This is a genomic window from Aestuariibaculum lutulentum, assembly GCF_032926325.1.
Taxonomy (GTDB): Bacteria; Bacteroidota; Bacteroidia; order Flavobacteriales; family Flavobacteriaceae; genus Aestuariibaculum; species Aestuariibaculum lutulentum.
The window spans coordinates 1817501-1836494 of record NZ_CP136709.1 but is presented as its reverse complement, the minus strand read 5'-3'; the positions used below and the strand labels follow the sequence as shown (position 1 = coordinate 1836494).

Below are 18994 nucleotides of genomic sequence, written 5' to 3'. Positions count from 1 at the left end.
TTACACAAAGTCTTTAGTCGAGTATTTCATCTTATAATCTAAAAGAGGAAAAAGGGTTTTGCATAGATTGTTAATAAGTCTATATTTATTTAAAATTTGAAAACAAAACGTTACCAAAATATACCCTTATATTAATTAATATCCATAAAAAATAAAAAACCACGCTAATAGCGTGGTTTTTTTATGTGTAAAATTATGGAAGTCTTAAGAAACTGCTTTTAGTTTTTTTAAGGCTGTTTTTGATAATTTTTCTTCAGCGTACGCTTTAGTTACATTCAAGTTTTTTTCATCGCTACTTGGCAATTCAAACATCGCATCCGTTAAAATCTCCTCGCATAACGAACGAAGTCCTCTGGCTCCTAACTTATACTCAATAGCTTTATCAACAATATACCCTAAAGCACCATCGGTAATCGTAAAATCAATATCATCCATCGAAAATAACTTCTGGTATTGTTTTATAATAGCATTTTTTGGCTCAGTTAAAATGGCTCTTAAGGTTTCAGCATCTAACGGATCCATATAAGTCAACACTGGTAAACGACCAATAATCTCAGGAATTAATCCAAAATCTTTTAAATCTTTCGGAATAATATACTGTAATAAATTATTTTGATCAATTACCTCATCAGACATAGATGCGCTATATCCAACCGCCTGCATATTTAAACGTTTAGAAATCACACGCTCAATACCATCGAATGCTCCACCGGCAATAAATAAGATATTTTCGGTATTTACTTCAATGAATTTTTGATCCGGGTGTTTACGTCCGCCTTTTGGTGGTACGTTAACCACGGTTCCTTCCAACAGTTTTAATAAAGCCTGCTGAACACCTTCACCAGATACATCACGTGTAATAGATGGGTTATCGCTTTTACGAGCAATCTTATCGATTTCATCAATAAAAACAATACCTTTTTCAGCGCGCTCTAAATTATAATCGGCTGCCTGTAATAAACGTGTTAAGATACTTTCAACATCTTCACCAACATAACCAGCTTCAGTTAAAACAGTAGCATCAACAATAGCTAAAGGCACATTTAACATTCTGGCAATGGTTTTAGCCATTAAAGTTTTACCTGTACCTGTTTGCCCAACCATAACAATATTACTTTTTTGAATATCGATATCGTCATTTGTTGTTGGCTGTAATAAACGCTTGTAGTGGTTATATACCGCTACAGACATTACCTTTTTAGTTGTATTCTGACCAATAATATATTCGTCTAAAAACGCTTTAATTTGCTGCGGCTTACGTAATTTCAGCTCCGCAGATAAATCACTAGTATCACTCTGTTTAGATTCTTCTAAAACAATACCATGCGCTTGCTCGATGCATCTGTCACAGATGTGAGCATCTAACCCAGCAATTAATAAATTGGTTTCTGGCTTTTTTCTACCACAAAACGAACATTCTAATTCTTCTTTTGCCATTAATCTTACAATTTTCGGGAGAAAAACATTTTATAAATCCCTCTATAACAATTCTTTAAAATTACAATTTTTATTTTAGTTACGAACCAAAATCTCGTCAATCATACCGTATTCCTTAGCTTTATCAGCTTTCATCCAGTAATCACGATCACTATCAGCATACACTTTGTCGTAATCCTGACCTGAGTGCTTACTAATAATCTTGTAAAGTTCTTCTTTTAAAATCAAGATCTCACGAGCTGTAATTTCGATATCACTTGCCTGACCTTGAGCGCCTCCTAACGGTTGGTGAATCATAACGCGAGAGTGTGTTAATCCGCTACGTTTACCTTTCGCTCCTGCACATAATAAAACCGCACCCATAGACGCTGCCATACCTGTACAAATAGTCGCTACATCTGGCTTAATAAACTGCATGGTATCATAAATACCTAAACCAGCGTAAACACTACCACCTGGGGAGTTGATGTATATTTGAATGTCTTTATTAGCATCGGTGCTTTCTAAAAACAATAATTGTGCTTGAATAATATTAGCTACCTGATCGTTAATTCCTGTTCCTAAGAAAATGATACGATCCATCATTAAACGCGAGAACACGTCGAAAATAGCGATGTTCATTTGGCGCTCTTCAATAATGTTTGGCGTTAAATTGGTTGGATACATACTACTAATAATTTTATTGTAGTATGTACTGCTAATTCCTTGATCTTTTATCGCGAATTTTTCAAATTCTTTTGCGTAATCCATAGTGTACTTTGTTATTGAGGTTAAATCCTTAAGTTTTAAAATAATGACTAATTTACGACTTCAGAAAAGCCATATTTAATCAACAAATTAGGCTCTAGAATTAGTAAATTCTAGAGCCTAAATATACGCATTTATTCTTTATAAGATAAATGATTATTTATCTCCGTAAACTTCTTTAATGAAGTCTTCGTAACTTAATTCTTTAACTTCGATATTAGCTTTTTCTTTGTAAAGCGCTAATAATTTTTGAGAGATTAATTGCTCTGAAATACGACGCGCTTCATCCTGACTTCCTAATACACGAGCAGCAATATCATCTAACTCTTTATCTGAAGGATTCATTTGACCAAACTGAGCCATTTGAGCTTTAATCATATCTTTCGCATGATTTCGGATATCGTCCATAGTTACTTTGATATCGTTATCTACGATTAATTTGCTCTCGATTAACTGGTAACGGATTCCTTTTTCTGACTTCTCGTACTCTTCTTTAGCTTGATCGCTATCGATTGCTTGCTCTTCGTTAGAGGTTTGCTGAATCCATTTTTGTAAGAACTCAGCTGGCAAATCAAACTGTGTGTTTGCAACTAAATACTCAGTTACATCATTTAAAAGTTTTTGATCTGCTTGTTGAGCGAATTGCTTTTCAGCATCTTCTTTAATCTTTTGTTTTAATTCAGTTACAGATTTTACAACGTCTTTACCAAAAAGTTTATCAAATAATTCCTGATCTAACTCTGCTAACTCACGTGTGTTGATTTCTTCGATAGTAAATGTTACTTCGATATCTAAACCGTGAACCTCATCGTGACCTAATTTTAAAGCGTGCATTAATTCGTGCTCATCATCAAAAAGACCTTTAGTTTGTAACGTTACAACATCACCAACTTTAGCTCCAATGAATAATTTTTCAGTAGCATCTCCTGCAAATCTATCTAAAGTAAGGTTTACTTTATTTTCGATTTCGCGCTCTTCGTTTCTGTAAACACCAGTAATTTCGCTATCTGCAGCAACCTCGTTTTGAGATACCAATTTACCGTATTGCTTTTGAATGTTAGCCACTTGCTCGTCTAACATTTTGTCGTCAGCGATGATATTATATTGAACGATAGGTTCGTTGCTTGCTACATTTACTTCAAATTCCGGAGCTAATCCTAATTCGAATTCAAAAGAAAATGTATCTGCATCCCAATCGATATTATCCTGAGTTTTTGGTAGTGGTTGTCCTAAAACATCTAACTTCTCTTCAGTTAAATATTTATTTAAAGCGTCTTGTAATAATTTGTTTACTTCGTCAACTAATACAGCTTTACCATATTGTTTTTTAACCATTCCCATTGGCACGTGTCCTTTTCTAAATCCTGGAATGTTAGCTGTTTTACGGTAATCTGATAATATTTTCTCTACTTTATCGCTATAATCTTCTTTCGCGATATCTACTTTTACTACAGCATTTAATGCATCAACGTTTTCTCTTGTAATATTCATTTTTAAATGATATAAAGCCTTATCAGGCATTTAACAAAACAGGTTTTTGGTAAAACCTGAAATAATGTAACTAAAATCGGGTGGCAAAAATACAATATTTTTACCACCCGACAAAGTTTTTAATTGCTTGATTTTATGCGATTTCCTTAATTATTTTTAGAAGGTGTCAAGTTATTCGTTTTTAACACATTTACTCCTATAGAATACAGAAATGAAAGGCAATTTCTATAAGATTTAATCTTCTTTTAAAACGGACTGAAGTATGGACTGTAAAATTGAGAGTAACAAACTAAACAAGACAGCCCACCAAAAGCCATCTAAACTAAATCCAGAAACAAATTTTCCTGCCAGATAAATGATTAATCCATTAATAATTAGCAAGAATAACCCTAAGGTTAAAATGGTAGCTGGCAATGTAAATAATACCAAAAGTGGTTTCACAAATAAATTTAACACCGCTAATACAATAGCTACAATAATAGCCGTAACATAACTATCGATATGTACACCGGATAATATTTGCGATATGACCAATACCGCGATGGCGTTAATTAATAATCTAATTATTGTTTTCATATTTAAAGAGTTAGATATGAAATATACGAATTATATGAGAAATAAAAACTATCTAATTACCTCTAATCGCTAAACCAATTGGTAATGAATAAGGGACTGTAACTAGTTTACCTCTTACTATTCCAGGTTTCATTCTTGGTAAAAGAGAAACAACTCTTATCGCCTCAGCTTCTAGCCCCCCGTGTTTCGCTTTGGCTCGTATATTAATTACGTTACCGGTTTTGTCTATTTTAAACATGACGTATATTTTTTGTACCCCATTCAAGCCAATATCCTTTATAAAAGAAGTATTATATTTTTGAGAAACAAAGGCAGTTACATTTTCAGACATACATCTTTTCTTCCCATTATTTGCAAGTGAATTTTCACATCCGGGATAAACAGGAACTCTTTGAAAAACTCCATCAGGCACTTCAACTACCTCAAGATTACTAGCCCCTGATGCTTTCTTATATACTCCTTTTTTTATATTTTAACACCCCAAAAAGATGTCCATTAGAATCAAAATGTTTTTCCTCTCCTTCCTTTTTGTCTAGCTCAAAATTACCTGAATTTTTAACGCTTCCATTTTTATCATACTGCCTATATTCTCCCTGCTTATATCCGTTAACATAACCAACTTCCCATTCTAACTCTCCTGTTTCATAAAACTGTTTCCAAAGTCCATTAAGTTCGTAATTATCATAATGACTTTCAACTTTTAAAATTCCGTTTTTATAATATTCTTTATAATCTCCAGACCAAACAAATCTTCCCTTATTATTTGTCTCCTTAATTTCTACGGAATAAAACAAGATCCCATTTTCATCATATTCATAAGTTATTAATCTGCCTTCAACGTCATTTTTTGTTTCTTTTAGAATAACACCTTCTTTAGAATATTCTCGTTTCATGCCCGTAAACTTTCCGTTATTATCATTCACGTAAACTTCTAAAAGTTGCCCATTGTCTTAATAGGTTTTCCAGACTTTAATTTTTTTATCATTCTTATAAAAGCCTTCTTGTTTTAATTGACCATTTTCATAATATTCTTTATATGGGCCATCTGGATGATTTGTTTGTGCCTTTGCTAATAATGTTAAGCAAGCAAAAGTCAACATGAGTAAGTATTTCATTGTAAATTTTTAATTTATCAATAAGTAAATATAAGATTTTTCTTCAATCGTAAACTTGAAATAACAAAAAAGGCTTCCAAACACTTTACAAGCATTCAGAAGCCTTGAATATGTTGATTTAGAAATTACCTTAATTCACAAAAGTCATAACAGCGTCATAAAAATCGGTTGGGTTTTCGGCATGCAACCAGTGACCAGCATTAGCAATGGTTACAATATCGGCTTTTGGAAAATGACGCTTGATAATTGGTTCATCATCGACACCTATATATTCAGAGCGATCGCCACGTAAAAACAAGGTATCACCATCAAAGGTTGCATAACTTGGTAAGGGCTCGCCAACTTCAGCCACTTCTTCTTTAAGCACGTCAATATTCATACGAAGCGCCAATAGGCCTTTTTCTTTCCAATATAAGTTTTTTAATAAAAACTGACGTGTTCCCATATCGGAAACATATTCGGCTAAAACCTTATCAGCTTGACCGCGGCTTTTTACCTCATCAAAATTTAAAGCACTTAATCCGTTTAAAATAGCATCGTGATGTACTGGATAAAAACGAGGCGAAATATCGGCTACAATTAATTTAGAAACCAACTCCGGATATTTGGTTGCAAACAACATCGCAGTTTTTCCTCCCATGGAATGCCCTAATAACACGATTTGCTCTAAACCATGAATTTCACAATACTGCTTTAAATCTTCGACCAAAACTTCATAACTAAAATCTTGGTGATGAAAACTGTGTCCGTGATTACGCTGGTCGACCATATGCACCTGAAACCCTTGATCAGCAAACTGCATACCCAATGTTTTCCAGTTATCGCCCATACCTAAAAAGCCGTGAAGAATAACAAATGGCTTCCCTTCACCCACTATATTTGAATGTAATACCATGCTTGTTTATTTTTTCAGCTTTCGTAAATACATTTGAATCACGTTTTCCACTCCTAAATATAAACTCTCAGCAACTAAAGCATGCCCGATAGACACCTCTAAAAGGCCAGGAATCTTATCACTAAAAAATTTAATATTATCTAAAGACAAATCGTGTCCTGCATTAACGCCTAGACCTAGCTTATTTGCAAATTCGGCACAGTCGGCATAAGGTTTAATGGCACTTTCATTCCCTAAACCATATTGGTGAGCAAATGCTTCAGTATACAACTCAATGCGATCGGTCCCGGTTTCTTTGGCACCTTCAATTTGTTCTAAAACCGGATCAACAAAAATAGAAGTACGAATACCATTCTGTTGAAATTCCTTAATCACATCAATTAAAAAATCTTTATGTTTAATAGTATCCCAACCTGCATTACTGGTAATGGCATCTTCGGCATCTGGCACTAAGGTTACCTGAGTAGGTTTCACTTCCAACACCAAATCTATAAACGATTTTATCGGGTTTCCTTCAATATTATATTCAGTATAAACTACAGATTTTAAATCGCGCGCATCCTGGTAACGAATATGGCGTTCGTCTGGTCTTGGATGTATGGTAACACCTTCGGCTCCAAACTCCTGAACATCTTTTGCAAATTGCACCACATTAGGCACATCGCCACCTCTGGAGTTTCTTAACGTTGCTATCTTATTTATATTTACACTTAGCTTTGTCATGTATTGCTGTTTTAAAAGACAAAAATACAAAGTAGAACAGGCTTATGTACTTTTTTTTTGATTAATTTGCATAGGATAAACGTAAGATAATGAAATACCCATGATGAAACTTAAGTCACATTACAGCGAGTTAATTCGGGTATTCCATGTGTCCATAAATAACAACAAAGTATAACACATGAAATTATCACAATACATAATTAACGATGTAAAACCACTAAATTACAATAGTAAAATTAGTGAGTTACAGAAAGTGTTTAACCAATTAACATGGTCTCACCTTCCTATTCAAGATGATAACAATACGTATTTAGGCTGTTTTTCTGAAACCGATGCGCATTGTGTAGAAAGCGATAAAACCGTTAACGATTATCGATACACCTTAGAAGATTTCTATGTTCGCGACACTACACTTTGGTTAGATGTTTTAGAAGCCTTTGCTGTGAATTCTACCAATATTATGCCTGTTTTAGGTGCCGATAACAGATATTTAGGTTATTATGAATTAAATGATGTAATTAGTTTATTTAATGAATCGCCTTTTTTCTCTGAAGCTGGAGGTGTTGTCGTAGTTGAGAAAGGCATTAACGATTATTCATTTAGTGAAATCAGCCAGATTGTTGAATCGAATAACGGCCGACTTTTAGGTGCTTTTGTTTCTAAAATGAATTCCGATTTAATTCAAATCACCCTAAAAATAAGTACCGGAGGAATCAGTGATATTATACAAACCTTTAGAAGATACAGCTACAATGTCATTTCTGGCCATGATGAAGACCGTTATTTAGAAAGCCTGAAAGAACGATCAGATTACCTGAATAAATACCTTAATATTTAACTTTTAAATATTAGCCGCTTTTTAAACGCTGCTTCTATTTAATTCAATTAAAAAAGACACCTATGAAAGTTGCTGTTTTTGGACGCTTTTACAACGAAACGACAACAACTTCGGTTGAACGCTTATTTGCCTATTTACTGGAAAAAGATGCCGATGCTTACATCGAAACCGAATTTTTCAACCTTATAAAAGAAAATTCTCCTCATATAGACGAGTACCGATCGTTTAAAACTTTCGACAAACTAGATAAGTCTTTCGACTTTCTGGTAAGTATTGGTGGTGATGGTACCATTTTACGGGCCATCATTTTTGTTAAGGATATGGATATTCCAATTATCGGTATCAATACCGGGCGTTTAGGATTTTTAGCAACCATACAGGTCGATCAGATCGAAAGCGCTATTCAAAATATTATTGACGGTAAATACAAAATATCGGAACGCAGTTTATTATCGGTAGAAACCTCTCCAGAAAACAAAGAAATAAGTGCGCTTAATTTCGCATTAAACGAGGTTGCTATAAGCCGAAAAAACACCACCTCCATGATTACCGTTGAAACCCATTTAGATGGTGAATACCTAACGTCATACTGGAGCGACGGATTAATCATCTCTACACCAACGGGGTCTACCGGTTATTCTCTTAGTTGTGGTGGTCCGGTAATCACGCCAAGCAACAACAGCTTTGTGTTGGCACCAATTGCTCCGCACAACCTAAGTGCACGTCCTTTAATTATTCCAGACTCTACCGAAATTCAGTTAAAAGTGGCCGGTCGCGAAGACAGCCATTTAATATCATTAGATTCCAGAATTGCCACTTTAGAGAACGGAACTATGATAACCATTAAAAAAGCCGACTTCACCATTAAAATGATTGATCTTTTAAATGAAAGCTTTTTAACTACACTGCGAAAAAAATTACTTTGGGGCGAAGACAAGCGCAATTAGACAATAATTTTACAGAAATGTTGTTTTAGACTAATACAATTTATAGCAAATTGTTATTGGCTAATCATATTTATTATATTTGCAATCTTTCGAACATTTATGAGGTATTTAACCGTATTGATAATAAGCATTTTAAGCATTCAAGTTAGTTATGCTCAAATTCACGAAATAGGAGTTTATTTAGGAGGCAGTAATTTTATTGGCGATGTTGGAGCGACCAATTACATCTCTCCTAATCAATTGGCAATAGGTGGAATTTATAAATGGAACCGCAGTAAACGCCACTCTTATCGTGCTTCTGTTATCTTTAGTGATTTAGAAGGCTTAGACTCAAAATCTGATGACCCGAGGCGTCAGCAACGTGGTTATGAATTCTCTAACGGCATCCTAGAAATTGCTGCCGGAATGGAATTTACCTTCATGGATTTCGATTTACACACAGGACGTAAACTAACCACACCGTATTTATTTACCGGGTTAAGTTTAACAAACTATGATGATACTTACTTTGTTAACGGTGAACAAACCGACGAAGGCAGTTCGAGTTGGACTTTCGGAATACCGATGGCACTGGGTGTAAAAACAACGTTTATTAACGGATTAATATTAGCTGTAGAAGTTGGAGCGCGCTACACCTTTACCGATGGTCTTGATGGCAGTTCACCTGCCGATAGCAATCTGCAACCCTACAGATTTGGAAATATAAATAACAATGACTGGTATGTATTCTCTGGTGTGACACTAACCTATACCTTTGGAGAAAAGCCATGTTATTGTACAAATTAAAATGAATTTAAGAGAAAGCATACAACCTAACAAACTACCAAAACACATTGCTATTATTATGGATGGCAATGGTCGTTGGGCTAAACAAAAAGGCATGATACGTGCCTTTGGTCATGAAAATGGAACAAAAGCTGTAAAAGAAGCCGTTGAATGCTGTGCAGAACTGGGTGTTGAAAACCTAACCCTTTACGCCTTTTCTACAGAAAACTGGAATCGCCCTAAATTAGAAGTCGATACTTTAATGAAATTACTTGTTAATTCATTAAAAAAAGAAATAAAAACACTTCAAGAAAATAACATAAAACTCTCTGCTATTGGCTGCTTAAACAACTTACCCCAAAAAGTGTATGCCGAGCTTCAGGAGGTCATAGAACAGACAAAAAGTAACAGCAGAATGACTTTAACGCTGGCTTTAAGCTATGGTTCGCGCGAAGAATTACTAAATACTGTTAAAGAGATTAGTATTAAAGTTAAAAATAACATAATTTCGCCGGAAAAGATTGATGAATCAATTATAAATGAGCATCTTTACACGCATGGTTTACCAGATGTAGACTTGCTTATTAGAACCAGTGGAGAGCAACGCATAAGCAACTTTTTACTTTGGCAAATCGCATATGCCGAATTGTATTTTACTAGCGTTTTATGGCCGGATTTTACAAAGGAGCATTTGTATGAAGCTATTATAGAATATCAAAAAAGAGAACGACGATTTGGGAAAACAAGTGAACAACTTAGCTAATAAACTACCTTTGACAAATTATATTAAACACTGCTTCGCAATATTACTTTTTGCATATAGCCTTACCATTCAAGCACAAGAAATACCTTATAATCAAGGTCGAGAATATACACTGGGAGATATAACCGTACTGGGAAACACCGCGTTTGAAGAACAAACCATAATTACCTATTCCGGATTAAGAAAAGGACAGGAAATTACCATTCCTGGTGAAGATATTAGTGCTGCCATTAAAAAACTTTGGAACTCAAAACTATTCAGCGATATTGAAATTTACATCACCAAAGTTGAAGGTGATACAGCGTTCCTTGAAATCAGATTATCTGACCTTCCACAACTTAACGAATTAAAAGTGAACGGCGTTAAAAAAGGTAAAGTTGAAGGTATTATAAAAGACAATAAACTTAATAAAGGGGTTAAGGTTACAGAAAACTTAATAACAACAACTAAAAACTACTTAACCAGCAAGTATAAAAAAGAAGGGTTTTTAAACACTAAAGTTTATATAGATACCAAAGAAGTAAAAGACTCTTTACCTACGGCCAGAGTTAATATGCTTGTTAACATCGATAAAGGTGAAAAAGTAAAAATCGATCATATCGTGTTTAACGGAAACGAAGTTTTAACCGACAAAACACTTCGTAAAAGCATGAAAAATACGAAACAAAAAAACCCAATTCGTGTTCTAAAACGTTCAAAGTATATTGAGGCCGATTATAAAGAAGATCTTGTAAGCCTTGTTGACAAATACAAAGAAAATGGTTATCGTGATGCCCGCGTACTTTCAGACAGTATTTCTATTAACAGCGATAAAACCATTTCATTAAACATTAATGTTGAAGAAGGCGAAAAATATACTTTTGGAGACATCACTTTTATTGGTAATACCGTATACTCTAACGACCTATTAAATCGCGTTTTACGTATTAGAAAAGGAGACACCTATAATGGGGTATTACTTCAAAAGCGCATTGCTGATGATTCTAAACCAGATGGTGACGACATTACCAACTTATACCAAAACAACGGTTATTTATTCTCACAAATCAACCCGGTTGAAGTAAGTGCCGATAACAATGTAATCGATATGGAAGTAAGAATTACCGAAGGTAAACCAGCTTACTTTAACAGTGTATCGGTTGTTGGAAACGACAAAACAAACGACCACGTTATCTATCGTGAAATTCGTACCCGTCCGGGACAATTATACAGTAAAGCGAATGTGGTTCGTACCGTTCGTGAGCTTGGTCAGTTAGGATTCTTTGATGCTCAGGAAATCTCTCCTGACTTTAAAAATGCAAATCCTAATGAAGGAACCATCGATATGGAATACTCTGTAAAAGAAACTGGATCGAGCCAGATTGAGCTTCAAGGTGGTTACGGTGGTGGAGGTTTCATCGGAACCTTAGGATTATCGTTTAACAACTTTGCAATTAAAGATATCTTCAAGAAAGATGCTTATAAGCCAATCCCAATGGGAGATGGTCAAAAATTAGCTTTACGTTTACAAGCCAGCCGTTTTTATCAAACCTATAGTTTTTCGTTCTCTGAACCTTGGATGGGAGGAAAACGTCCGGTACAGTTTTCATCATCGTTATCACATACAAAACAGTTCTTATACGACTACCAAACAGGTAACGCCGATAAATCTAGAAGTTTCAATATTACAGGTATTACTTTTGGTTTAGCAAAACGCTTGCAGGTTCCTGATGATTACTTTACATTGTCTCAGGCTATCAGTTACCAACGTTACGACTTAAACAACTATAACACCGGATTATTTACATTCGGTGATGGTTTCTCAAACAACTTATCATATACTGTTGGTTTAAGCAGAAACAACACAAGTGTAGACCCTATTTATCCAACAGGAGGTTCTAACTTTGCAGTTACCGCAAAATTATCATTCCCATACTCTTTAGTAAATGGTGTAGACTATTCGGCACTTAAAGCGGAAAGAGATGATAATGTAGCTGTCTTAACAGACTCTAACTCTACTGAAACTGAATTATCTGATGCTAACACTAGAATTTCTGAAATCGACCAAGAACGTTACAACTGGTTAGAATTTTATAAAGTAAAATTCAAGGCAGACTGGTACACACAAATCTTTAAAGATTTAGTATTAAAGCCTAGTGTAGAATTTGGTTTCTTAGGTGCTTATAACCAAGACCGTGGGGTAATTCCTTTTGAAAGATTCTTCCTTGGAGGTGACGGTTTAGGAAGTTACAGTTTAGATGGTAGAGAAGCTATCGCGTTACGTGGTTACCCTAACCAATCGTTATCTACAAACGATGGTGGTACCATTTACAATAAATTCTCTTTAGAGTTACGTTATCCAATTACATTAAAAGCTTCGGCTAAAATTTACGGATTAACATTCCTTGAAGCAGGTGCTTCATATAACGAATTTAAAGATTATAATCCTTTCGACCTACAACGTTCTGCAGGTCTTGGACTTAGAATCTTTATGCCTGCTTTCGGATTATTAGGTATCGATTTCGGTCACGGATTCGACCCAATTCCAGGAGAAGCGACTAAGAGTGGATGGCAAACGCACTTTATCATTGGACAACAATTTTAATTTTGGCACGATATTTTCTAATAACATTATAAGTATTTGCAGAAGAATTGAAATTTTTGAAATTAAATTTCGTTTATTTTAAAATGAGCATTCTAAAATTTTTCATACCGAGGAAAATGTTTATTTTGCGTCAACCATTTGATCACTTGAATGACGAACTTTAACCAATAAAAAAATCAGTTCTAATCGTGGCAGAAACAAAAATATCATCTGTCTTTTTAGAATTTATAACCAATAAATTAAAAAACTTAACAGATGAAAAATAACGTTCTTTTTTTACTGATACTAGTTTTTACATTAAGCTTTGCTTCTCATGCACAACGCGGGGTTCGAATAGCTTATATAGACACAGAGTACATATTAGAAAACGTTCCGGAATACCAAGAGGCTACATCTCAACTTAACGATAAAGCCAACAAATGGAAATCTGAAATAGACACTAAACTAAGTGCTGTAGAACAAAAACGAAAAGACCTGAGTAACGAAAAAGCCCTTTTAACCAAAGAGCTTATCGAAGAACGCGAAGAAGATATTGCTTTCGAAGAGCAGGAAATTTTAGATTATCAACAAAAGCGTTTTGGCCCTAACGGCGATTTGTTCATTCAAAAACGTCAGTTGATGCAGCCTATTCAAGATCAGATTTTTGCAGCTGTTCAGGATATTGCAACAAGCAGAAAATACGATTTCATCTTTGATAAATCCTCTGAAGCTACTATGTTATATTCTGCGAAACAATTCGATTTAAGCGAACAGATTATAAGAAGCATTAGCAGAACAGCAAAACGTACTCAGGCCCAGTCCAAAGCTGAAAAACGAGCTGCCGAAGATGAAGAATTAGTTCCTGAAATTAATGAAGAATTAGAAGCTCGAGAAAAAGCATTACAGGAAAAACAAGCCGCAAGAGAAAGTGCTGTTGAATTACGCAGACAAGAAATTTTAGCGGAGCGTGAGGCCAAACAAAAAGAAGCCGAAGAACGTCGCCAACAAATACTTGCAGAACGCGAAGCTGCAAAACAAGCCAAATTAGATGCCAGAAAACAAAGCACTGAAAAAACCGAAGATGCAGCTTCTAATGCCAAAACAAGCACAGATGCCAAAGCTGCGGAAAGCACAGGTGAAGTAAAAACTCAGGCTCAGCTTATTGAAGAGAACAGACAGAAAAAATTAGCCGAACGCGAGGCCAGAAAAAAAGAATTAGAAGAAAAAAGACAAAAAATATTAGAAGAAAGACAACGCGAGAGAGATAGTATCAACAACAATAATTAATTAAACAATTTAAAACACACTTAATACTTTTTTAAAAATGAAACAATTAAAGAACCTTTTATTAGCAACTGTACTATGTGTTGCATCTGTAACTTTATCAAATGCACAAAGTAAAGTAGCTCATATTAACACTCAGGAGTTAATTCAGGCAATGCCGGAGATGAAAGCTGCACAAACTCAACTTGAGACTTTAAGCAAAACATATCAAACAGATATGCAAGCTTCAATTACAGAATACCAAAATACAGCAAAACAATACGACGCAGAAGCTGCAACTAAAACAGAAGAAGAAAACGCTAAGAGAATGCAGGAATTACAAGAAAAGCAAATGCGTATTCAACAATTCCAGTCTGATGCTCAAAAAGATTTACAAAAGAAAGAAATGGACTTATTAAAGCCTATTACTGAAAAAGCTAGAACTGCAATTTTAAAAGTAGCAAGAGCTCAAGGTTTTGATTACGTTTTAGATTCTGCTCAAGGTGTAACAATCTTAGCTGATGGTAAAGACTTATTAAACGATGTAAAGAAAGAATTAGGTATCTAATCATCTTTATTTAGAAATTTAATTAAAAGCTGCTTTTCACAAAGCAGCTTTTTTTATTTTTGTTACTATGAGCAAACAACCTATTGGCATTTTCGATTCTGGTGTTGGAGGCACCTCAATTTGGAAAGAAATACACGCCCTTTTACCTCACGAAAACACCATCTACCTTGCCGATAGTGCCAATGCCCCTTATGGCTTAAAGGGCAAAGACAAAATTGTTCAATTAAGTATCAAAAATACCGAATATTTAATCAGGCAGGAATGTAAACTTATTGTTGTGGCATGCAATACAGCAACCACGAATGCCATAAGTGTTTTAAGAGCTAACTATGATATTCCATTTATTGGTATTGAACCGGCCATTAAACCAGCCGCTCTACAAACCAAAACAAACAGTGTAGGGATTTTAGCAACCAAAGGTACTTTAAGTAGCGAACTCTTCTCTAAAACGTCTGGCCTTTTTGCCAGTAATATTAAAGTTATCGAACAGGTTGGTGAAGGTATTGTTGAACTAATTGAAGCTGGACAAGTGTATTCGGAAACCATGCGCCAATTGTTAACAAAGCATCTACAACCTATGATTGATGCCAACATCGATTATCTGGTTTTAGGTTGTACTCATTACCCCTATTTAATGCCTTTACTTTTAGAATTACTTCCAAATCAGGTGAAAATTATAGATTCTGGTGCTGCTGTAGCGAAACAAACCAAAGCCGTTTTAGAAAATCATGGCCTTCTAAACATGCAAACCGACAAACCACAAAACACCTTTTTCACCAACGGCAATCCCAAAGTAATGGCAAACTTACTTGACGATAAATTTGAAGTGAATTTCCTGAATTTTTAACTATTGCATTAGCGATTGAAGCTTCGTTCGAGCTCTGCCAATTTTATATTGATAAGCGACTGCTGAAATATTTATATTCATGAGTTCATTAACTTAAAATAGAGTCTCACGAATAAAATGCCACCCAAAGGGTAATGCCCAACACCTAACTAGTCCTCCTTAAACCAACTGGAATACTTTACGTAGTTATTAGCAATACGATCGATTTGTCCCGAAATGAGCTCCTGACTTATATCCTTGATTTTCTTTGCTGGAACACCGGCATAAATACTTCCGGATTCTACATGTGTATTTTGAGTTAACACCGCTCCTGCTGCTATAATACTATTGCTTTCAATCACACAATCGTCCATTACAATACTGCCCATACCTATTAACACATTATCGTGAATGGTACAACCATGAACTAAGGCATTATGTCCGATAGAAACATTATTACCAATGTTTGTTGGTGCGGTTTGATACGTGGCATGAATAACAGCACCATCCTGCACATTCACCTTATTCCCCATTTTTATATAATGCACATCCCCACGAATTACAGCATTAAACCATACGCTACATTCCTCTCCCATCGTTACATCTCCAACTATAGTCGCATTTTCGGCTATATAACAATCCTCGGGAATTTGAGGCGATTTTCCGTTTACAGGTTTTATTAAAGGCATATTGAATTTTGAAAAATTTAATTTACGGCAGGACAATTACAATCATAACGCTGACGACGACACCCAAAGTTATATCCTAAAGTAAATTGATGAAACCCACCGTTGGTATATACGACAGAATTACTTTGATACGTATACGTATAAGCAAACATAAACTTATTGTAATTAATTCCCAAAATAGGCGTGAATTGATTTAAACGTTGACTCTTAACATCTGTTCCCGAGTTGGTATACTCGGCACCGTCGAAACTGTTTCTATACGACAAACCTCCCCAAATGGTTCCGAAATCCATCGATTTATAAGCTTTAGCATTAATATCTATTGCTGCCTCCTTAGTCGCCTCACGATACTGAAACATTACAGAAGGTTCAAAACTCCATTCACTACCATACTTACTATACACATACCCAGTAGTTAATAAATAACGTCTTAAATTACTTGTAATATTGATATCACGGTTTATTCCTGAATTATTTAAAAGATTCTTTACCGTTCCATGTAAATAAAAATCTAAAAACTGATACGAAAATCCGAAGTCCATATTAAAATTGGTTTCGTTTTGTACCGTTCCATCAATGATAGGATCTGGACCATCAAATAAAAATGAGGTTTCATCCAAGCGATACTGAATAATCCCAGCACTTAAACCAAACGATAACATATTTAAATCGACTTCACTTCTGGAAAACATTAAATGATGCGCATAGGTTGCGTAAGCACCGTTCTGCGAATGATAACCGTTCTTATCTTTAAATAGAATTCCACCTATTGCTGAAGGCGATTCTCCAATTCTACTATTAACACTTAAAGTCATTAATCGTGGTGCGTCTTCATGTCCAAACCACTGTTGACGTCCTGTTAACCTAACCTTGGCACAATTAGCAGCCCCAGCCATCGACGGGTGAATTAAATAATAATTGTCGGTAAGATAATCGGTATATATAGGTAAACCTTCTTGAGAAAATGCGACTTGAACAAACAATAAACTAATGGTTGCGATTAAAAAGCTTTTTAATTTCATATTAAGTTTACACTATAAATTGAATTGTTTTGAGGTTACCTTTATGTCACAAAACTCGTCTTTTAACCGGTTCAATAAGAGGCAACAAAACTCAAATATATGGATAACTAAAGTTTTCTTTTAGTATTTTTGTAAAAAATTAGCTAAAATGAAAACATACAAAGTTTCGGTAAGAGAAACAACCAATAATACGATAGTAAAATTCGAACTAAACGAATTTATTACACAACATCAAAGTTTTGAATTTAACAATATTGATGAGGCTAAATCTTCACCGTTAGCACAACAATTATTCTATTTACCATTCGTTAAAAAAGTATACATCTCAGGAAACTTTATTGCTGTAGAGCGTTACAGTATTGTAGAGTGGAGTGATGTTCAGGATGAAATGGCGGAACAAATTGAATCATACTTAAATGATGGAGGTGTTGTAATTGAAAAAACAGCGGAATCTAAAAAAGTTCCTGTTACCGTTTATGCTGAAAGCACACCAAACCCATCGGTTATGAAATTTGTCGCTAACAAGAAAATTGTAACAGCTTTATTTGAATTCACATCTATCGACGAGGCCAAACTATCACCTCTTGCTACAGAGTTATTCCATTTCCCTTTTGTTAAAAGTGTTTTTATTGAAGAAAACTACGTATCCATTACAAAATACGACGTTGCCGAATGGCAAGATATCACTATAGAATTACGTGAGTTTATTAAAAATTATATTGAAAACGGGAAAGAAGTTGTAGTTGCCGGAGCTGCAGAACAGTTACAGAAATCTACAGAACAATTAGACTCTAATTTTGATGCTTTAGATGACACTTCGAAACAAATTATAAACATTCTGGAGGAATACGTTAAACCAGCTGTAGCTAGTGATGGAGGAAACATTCAATTCATCTCTTACGATGAAAACACTAAAAATGTTAGCGTTCTTTTACAAGGCGCTTGTAGCGGATGTCCATCATCTACATTCACTCTTAAAAGTGGTATTGAAAATATGCTAAAAGAAATGCTACAAGGAAAAGTTAACACAGTTGAAGCTATCAACGGTTAATACAGTTTGCTCACAAAATACCCTCAAGCGTTCATTTAATTATGAGCGCTTTTTTTTATGACTTAAACCGTCTGCTATTGCATTTGATATAATTAGGTATCCAAAACCAATAAAAGCGTCGTGTAAAGCCTTTAAAATAACTCTCCGGTAGTGAACTGTATATTAAACAAAAAAGCCTTTATCTACAATGATAAAGGCTTTTGATATTTGAAGTTTTGTGACCAGGCTGGGGTTCGAACCCAGGACCCTAACATTAAAAGTGTTATGCTCTACCAGCTGAGCTACCTAGTCTTTCATGGCTCGTGTCTCTGTCATTACACAAGGCATATAATAAAAAATCCTCAGTCTATTCTATAAGACTGAGGATCAAAAAAGGCAACGACCTACTCTCCCACAAATGGCAGTACCATCGGCGCTAACGGGCTTAACTTCTCTGTTCGGAATGGTAAGAGGTGAGCCCCGTCGCTATAATCACCTTAAATTTTAGGTTGGTGTAACTTACATCAACCGCGCATCACGCGCTAATATTTTAACATATTGAAAAAAGAACCATATCGGTTAGATACTATTTAAAAAATCTGTACTCTTAAAAAAAACAGGCGTACAATAAGCCTATGGGTTATTAGTACTACTCGGCTATGACATTACTGCCTTTACACCTGTAGCCTATCAACGTGGTCATCTCCCACGACCCTTTAAAGAAATCTCATCTTGT

The 18994-nt window shown here is 35.0% G+C and carries 20 protein-coding genes, 1 tRNA gene and 2 rRNA genes (1 of these 23 only partly in view); 9 read left to right on the top strand and 14 right to left on the bottom strand.

What is annotated here, in order from left to right:
- Positions 1 to 204: 204 nt before the first annotated feature.
- From clpX to R1X58_RS07850, 9 genes are all read right to left on the bottom strand, one after another.
- Positions 205 to 1437 (bottom strand): ATP-dependent Clp protease ATP-binding subunit ClpX, encoded by a 1233-nt coding sequence (gene clpX, locus R1X58_RS07890; RefSeq protein WP_240573787.1) that lies wholly within the window; start codon positions 1435 to 1437, stop codon positions 205 to 207.
- 75 nt (positions 1438 to 1512) lie between these two features.
- Positions 1513 to 2187: an ATP-dependent Clp endopeptidase proteolytic subunit ClpP gene (gene clpP / locus R1X58_RS07885; protein ID WP_240573789.1), complete on the bottom strand. Its 675-nt coding sequence runs from the start codon at positions 2185 to 2187 to the stop codon at positions 1513 to 1515.
- A 153-nt stretch (positions 2188 to 2340) separates the two neighbouring features.
- Positions 2341 to 3675, bottom strand: coding sequence for a trigger factor (tig, locus tag R1X58_RS07880; RefSeq protein ID WP_240573791.1), 1335 nt, complete (start codon positions 3673 to 3675; stop codon positions 2341 to 2343).
- 234 nt (positions 3676 to 3909) lie between these two features.
- Positions 3910 to 4251, bottom strand: coding sequence for a phage holin family protein (locus R1X58_RS07875; protein WP_240573793.1), 342 nt, complete (start codon positions 4249 to 4251; stop codon positions 3910 to 3912).
- A gap of 52 nt (positions 4252 to 4303) precedes the next feature.
- Positions 4304 to 4663, bottom strand: a complete 360-nt coding sequence (locus R1X58_RS07870) for an energy transducer TonB (protein WP_240573795.1) — start codon at positions 4661 to 4663, stop codon at positions 4304 to 4306.
- A 37-nt stretch (positions 4664 to 4700) separates the two neighbouring features.
- Complete coding sequence (locus R1X58_RS07865; protein WP_240573803.1) at positions 4701 to 5144, bottom strand: toxin-antitoxin system YwqK family antitoxin; 444 nt, start codon at positions 5142 to 5144, stop codon at positions 4701 to 4703.
- Between the two features lie 57 nt (positions 5145 to 5201).
- On the bottom strand, positions 5202 to 5366 hold the full coding sequence (locus R1X58_RS07860) for a toxin-antitoxin system YwqK family antitoxin (protein ID WP_240573805.1): 165 nt from the start codon (positions 5364 to 5366) through the stop codon (positions 5202 to 5204).
- A 130-nt stretch (positions 5367 to 5496) separates the two neighbouring features.
- A complete protein-coding gene (locus R1X58_RS07855) occupies positions 5497 to 6261 on the bottom strand; it encodes an alpha/beta fold hydrolase (protein WP_240573807.1) in 765 nt (254 codons plus the stop codon).
- 6 nt (positions 6262 to 6267) lie between these two features.
- Positions 6268 to 6984, bottom strand: a complete 717-nt coding sequence (locus R1X58_RS07850; RefSeq protein ID WP_240573809.1) for a pyridoxine 5'-phosphate synthase — start codon at positions 6982 to 6984, stop codon at positions 6268 to 6270.
- Between the two features lie 178 nt (positions 6985 to 7162).
- Between R1X58_RS07850 and R1X58_RS07845 the strand changes: the two genes are divergently transcribed.
- The 8 genes from R1X58_RS07845 (at position 7163) to murI (ending at position 15538) form a co-directional block, all read left to right on the top strand.
- On the top strand, positions 7163 to 7822 hold the full coding sequence (locus R1X58_RS07845; RefSeq protein ID WP_240573811.1) for a CBS domain-containing protein: 660 nt from the start codon (positions 7163 to 7165) through the stop codon (positions 7820 to 7822).
- A gap of 62 nt (positions 7823 to 7884) precedes the next feature.
- Entirely contained in the window at positions 7885 to 8769 is an 885-nt protein-coding gene (locus R1X58_RS07840; RefSeq protein ID WP_240573813.1) for an NAD kinase, read from the top strand.
- 99 nt (positions 8770 to 8868) lie between these two features.
- Positions 8869 to 9555, top strand: coding sequence for a type IX secretion system protein PorG (porG, locus tag R1X58_RS07835; RefSeq protein WP_240573816.1), 687 nt, complete (start codon positions 8869 to 8871; stop codon positions 9553 to 9555).
- Between the two features lies 1 nt (position 9556).
- Positions 9557 to 10297 carry an isoprenyl transferase gene (locus R1X58_RS07830; protein ID WP_240573840.1) on the top strand — a complete coding sequence of 247 codons (741 nt, stop codon included), beginning with the start codon at positions 9557 to 9559 and terminating at the stop codon, positions 10295 to 10297.
- Positions 10269 to 12881 (top strand): outer membrane protein assembly factor BamA, encoded by a 2613-nt coding sequence (bamA, locus tag R1X58_RS07825; protein ID WP_304653877.1) that lies wholly within the window; start codon positions 10269 to 10271, stop codon positions 12879 to 12881. Before R1X58_RS07830 ends, bamA begins: the two co-directional genes overlap by 29 nt.
- 255 nt (positions 12882 to 13136) lie before the next feature.
- Positions 13137 to 14147, top strand: coding sequence for an OmpH family outer membrane protein (locus R1X58_RS07820; RefSeq protein ID WP_240573817.1), 1011 nt, complete (start codon positions 13137 to 13139; stop codon positions 14145 to 14147).
- A 37-nt stretch (positions 14148 to 14184) separates the two neighbouring features.
- Positions 14185 to 14691, top strand: coding sequence for an OmpH family outer membrane protein (locus R1X58_RS07815; protein ID WP_188216760.1), 507 nt, complete (start codon positions 14185 to 14187; stop codon positions 14689 to 14691).
- Between the two features lie 67 nt (positions 14692 to 14758).
- Positions 14759 to 15538 carry a glutamate racemase gene (murI, locus tag R1X58_RS07810; protein WP_240573822.1) on the top strand — a complete coding sequence of 260 codons (780 nt, stop codon included), beginning with the start codon at positions 14759 to 14761 and terminating at the stop codon, positions 15536 to 15538.
- A 149-nt stretch (positions 15539 to 15687) separates the two neighbouring features.
- On the opposite strand, the gene R1X58_RS07805 is transcribed toward murI, so the two are convergent.
- Both R1X58_RS07805 and R1X58_RS07800 read right to left on the bottom strand, forming a co-directional pair.
- The gene (locus R1X58_RS07805) at positions 15688 to 16206 is read right to left on the bottom strand and encodes a gamma carbonic anhydrase family protein (protein WP_188216762.1); all 519 of its coding nucleotides are present in this window, start codon (positions 16204 to 16206) and stop codon (positions 15688 to 15690) included.
- A gap of 17 nt (positions 16207 to 16223) precedes the next feature.
- Positions 16224 to 17228, bottom strand: coding sequence for a PorP/SprF family type IX secretion system membrane protein (locus R1X58_RS07800; RefSeq protein WP_240573824.1), 1005 nt, complete (start codon positions 17226 to 17228; stop codon positions 16224 to 16226).
- 148 nt (positions 17229 to 17376) lie between these two features.
- On the opposite strand from R1X58_RS07800, the gene R1X58_RS07795 reads away from it, so the two are divergent.
- A complete protein-coding gene (locus tag R1X58_RS07795) occupies positions 17377 to 18279 on the top strand; it encodes a NifU family protein (RefSeq protein WP_240573826.1) in 903 nt (300 codons plus the stop codon).
- A gap of 218 nt (positions 18280 to 18497) precedes the next feature.
- Here the strand turns inward: R1X58_RS07795 and R1X58_RS07790 are convergent.
- From R1X58_RS07790 to R1X58_RS07780, 3 genes are all read right to left on the bottom strand, one after another.
- Positions 18498 to 18570 (bottom strand) — tRNA-Lys (locus R1X58_RS07790).
- A gap of 79 nt (positions 18571 to 18649) precedes the next feature.
- Positions 18650 to 18758: ribosomal RNA gene (gene rrf / locus R1X58_RS07785) — 5S ribosomal RNA — on the bottom strand.
- A gap of 123 nt (positions 18759 to 18881) precedes the next feature.
- Positions 18882 to 18994: ribosomal RNA gene (locus tag R1X58_RS07780) — 23S ribosomal RNA — on the bottom strand (it continues 2717 nt past the right edge of the window).